Origin of the sequence: Empedobacter sp. GD03861, from assembly GCF_029840885.1 — a bacterium.
Classification (GTDB): Bacteria; Bacteroidota; Bacteroidia; order Flavobacteriales; family Weeksellaceae; genus Empedobacter; species Empedobacter falsenii_B.
On record NZ_JAOCDJ010000074.1, the window covers coordinates 1 to 3,002 of the forward strand.

Sequence of the window (3,002 nt, forward strand, 5' to 3'; positions counted from 1 at the left end):
TCCTGAGCTTCGTATTTATCGAGGTTTTTCTCAAAATTTTTTTTAATGTAATTCAGTTTGGCTTTGGCTTTTTTGTCGGAATCGGTTTTACCCCCGCTGCCTTTTAATTTGGCATTGATATTTTCTGCCGTTTGCCGGATTTTTTCTTTGCTGATCTCTTTGAACTCCGGCGGTTCAGGGTCTTTATCTTCTTCCTTTGCCACACTTTGAGCGTATTTCCAGAGCTCTTCCAGCTGACGAAGCATTTTTTCTTTGTTGGTTTTGATGGCATTTGCCCAGACAAAAGTGTAGCGACCCGCCTGTGCTTCAATTTTGGTTCCGTCTACAAACACCTGTTTCAGGCTCACCAAACCTTCTTCTGCCAAAAGCAAAACCACCTGTGAGAAAATATTTTTGAAGGCGGCTTCAAGTTTATGGGTACGAAAACGGTTCACGGTATTGTGATCCACGATGCTCATGTTGGAGAGCCACATGAAGTTGATGTTTTCACGAAGCGCTTTTTCGATTTTCCGCGATGAATAAATATTGTTCATATACGCAAAAACCATCACCTTGAGCATCATCACGGGATGATAACTGGGATTTCCTTCTTTGCTGTAAGCTTTCAGGAGCGGGTCAATGTTTACCTTCTCCAAAATATCATTAACGATCCGAACAGGATGATTTTCGGGAATCAAATCCTCAAAACTATAAGGAAACAAAACCAACTGATTTTGATTGTAATGCTTAAAATTCATAGACAAATATCTGATTATCAGATATAAATATACAAAAAATAACAATTATAACCAAAAAAAATCCGCCTCAAGTTGTGAGACGGATTCTTTTTATTTTATTTTTACATTGACAGCCATAAGACCTTTTTTTCCTTTTTCAATATCAAAAGTAACTTGATCATTTTCATTTACTTTGTCAATTAATCCAGAAACATGTACAAAAACATCTTCACCTCCGTTTGCGTTAGAGATAAAACCAAAACCTTTTGATTCGTTGAAGAATTTTACTGTTCCTTCTTGCATAGTTGTATATTTAATTAATTTATTTTTTTGATATTTGAATTGCTCTGAATCCTTTTTCAGACATTTCTTTTTTGAACTGCACTTGATCTCCTACTTTAAGTAATTCTTTAGATTCTTTGAAGTGGAAGAAGATTTTATCGTTAGAAGTTGCTACTTTAATAAAACCAAAACCTTTTGAATCGTTGTAGATATCAACCATACCTTCTATAAAAACATCTCTGTTATCAGATTCTAATCTTTTATTATTCAGCAAATCGGCTTCTTTGTCTTGTAAATGAGGTGGTACATCTGTAAAATTACCAAGTACATCAACATAGACAATCATATCTTCTAATGATTTTCCTTTGTTGTTATTCTCTTTTCTGTTCTCTCTTTTGTTTAATTTCTCTAATTTTTTTAAAGCTTTCTTTTTGCTATTTTCTTTTTTAGATGTAGAATCTGCCATAAATGTTTGTATAGATTTTTTATTATTAATACTGATAAAACCTAAGAAAACATGAATTAATTATCCAACAACATTTATATTATAATGTAGTAAAACTTACAAGTATACGTTTTAGAAAACAGAAGTTAAAATTATATTGACTAGGTCAATTAGTGAATTAAAAAAAGTAAAATAAAGAATACAATTGTAAACTATTAAGACAAAATATCTTCTTAAGTACGTTGCAAAGGTAATAAGTTTTAATGAATTAAATGGTATTAATTCCTAGAGAATTCGATATGACAAAAAAGTTCTAACCTAATTGTGATTAGAACTTTGATCTTATTATGATTGATATCGTTAAAATTGATAAATAAATGTGTTGATATTCATACCAGCGCCAACAGATGCAAATAATACCACATCTCCTTCATTTATCTGGTGATTTTCCAAATCATTATCCATAATCATTTTTAAAAGAATTGGAATTGTTGCCACACTACTATTGCCAAGTTTATGAATATTCATTGGCATAATATTTATTGGCACATCTTGATCATATAAACTATAAAAGCGTTTTACAATTGCTTCGTCCATTTTTTCGTTGGCTTGATGAATCACTATTTTACTGATATCGTCAATGTTATACGTGCTATCATCAACACATTTTTTCATTGCTAACGGTACTTTGGATAAAGCAAACTCATATATTTTTCGACCATACATTTTGATGTATTTGGTATTCGGACATTTTTCTGAATTATATGATTTTCCAAAAAACAGATAATCTTTTTCTTCGTTTGCATAAGAGGCAGATAAATGGGCTTGTATTCCTTTATTGTTTGTAGAAGCTTCTAATATTGCTGCACCAGCGCCATCTGCATATATCATTGTATCTCGGTCGTGTTCATCTACTACTCTCGAAAGTGTTTCAGCACCAATTACCAAACATCTTTTTGCTAATCCAGCTTTTATAAATGCATTAGCTTGTATAACACCTTCTACCCAGCCAGGACAACCAAAAATAACATCGTAAGCAACACAATAAGGATTCTGAATTTTCAATAAATTTTTTACTCTTGCAGCAAGACTTGGCACCATATCAGACTGAATCGTATCGTGTTTTACATCTCCAAAATTATGAGCGAATATAATATAATCAATAGTTTCGGCATCGATATTTGCATTTGTGATAGCCGCAGCCGCAGCCATATAACCTAAGTCTGATGTTACTTGATCTTTTCTGGCATATCGACGTTCTTCTATTCCTGTTATTTGTTTTAATTTATGCGAAATTGTAGCATTATTTTGGTCTAAAATTTCTCCTTGTTCATTATAAAATTGATGTTCTTCAAAAAATTGATTTGAAATTGTTTCGGTTGGAATATATTTTCCTATTCCTATAAAGTGATTTGTCATATATATTTTAGATAACAGAGTTAGAATCTGCTATCGGATACAATCTCGGGATAACTTTAAGAACTATTGCTATAAAGTTACATTTTTAACTTAAACTTTATATTTATACCAAAATTATATCTTATAAAATATTAAATTAA

4 protein-coding genes are annotated in these 3,002 nt (G+C 31.5%); all 4 read right to left on the reverse strand.

Translation table 11 applies throughout. The annotated features are described in order from the left end of the window. Positions 1-737, reverse strand: a 737-nt coding sequence (locus tag N5D03_RS14675) for a transposase (RefSeq protein WP_280052089.1), incomplete at its 3' end; no start/stop codon positions are given. A gap of 90 nt (positions 738-827) precedes the next feature. Then, positions 828-1,019 (reverse strand): cold shock domain-containing protein, encoded by a 192-nt coding sequence (locus tag N5D03_RS14680; RefSeq protein ID WP_125350434.1) that lies wholly within the window; start codon positions 1,017-1,019, stop codon positions 828-830. A 19-nt stretch (positions 1,020-1,038) separates the two neighbouring features. After that, the gene (locus N5D03_RS14685) at positions 1,039-1,464 is read right to left on the reverse strand and encodes a cold shock domain-containing protein (RefSeq protein ID WP_115000942.1); all 426 of its coding nucleotides are present in this window, start codon (positions 1,462-1,464) and stop codon (positions 1,039-1,041) included. 339 nt (positions 1,465-1,803) lie between these two features. After that, positions 1,804-2,862 carry a ketoacyl-ACP synthase III gene (locus N5D03_RS14690; RefSeq protein WP_280052090.1) on the reverse strand — a complete coding sequence of 353 codons (1,059 nt, stop codon included), beginning with the start codon at positions 2,860-2,862 and terminating at the stop codon, positions 1,804-1,806. Between the last annotated feature and the right edge of the window lie 140 nt (positions 2,863-3,002).

Coding starts and splice junctions, on each gene's coding strand:
- N5D03_RS14685 (WP_115000942.1), bottom strand. CDS start 1,464: ATGGCAGATTCTACATCTAAAAAAGAAAATAGCAAAAAGAAAGCTTTA.
- N5D03_RS14690 (WP_280052090.1), bottom strand. CDS start 2,862: ATGACAAATCACTTTATAGGAATAGGAAAATATATTCCAACCGAAACA.
- N5D03_RS14680 (WP_125350434.1), bottom strand. CDS start 1,019: ATGCAAGAAGGAACAGTAAAATTCTTCAACGAATCAAAAGGTTTTGGT.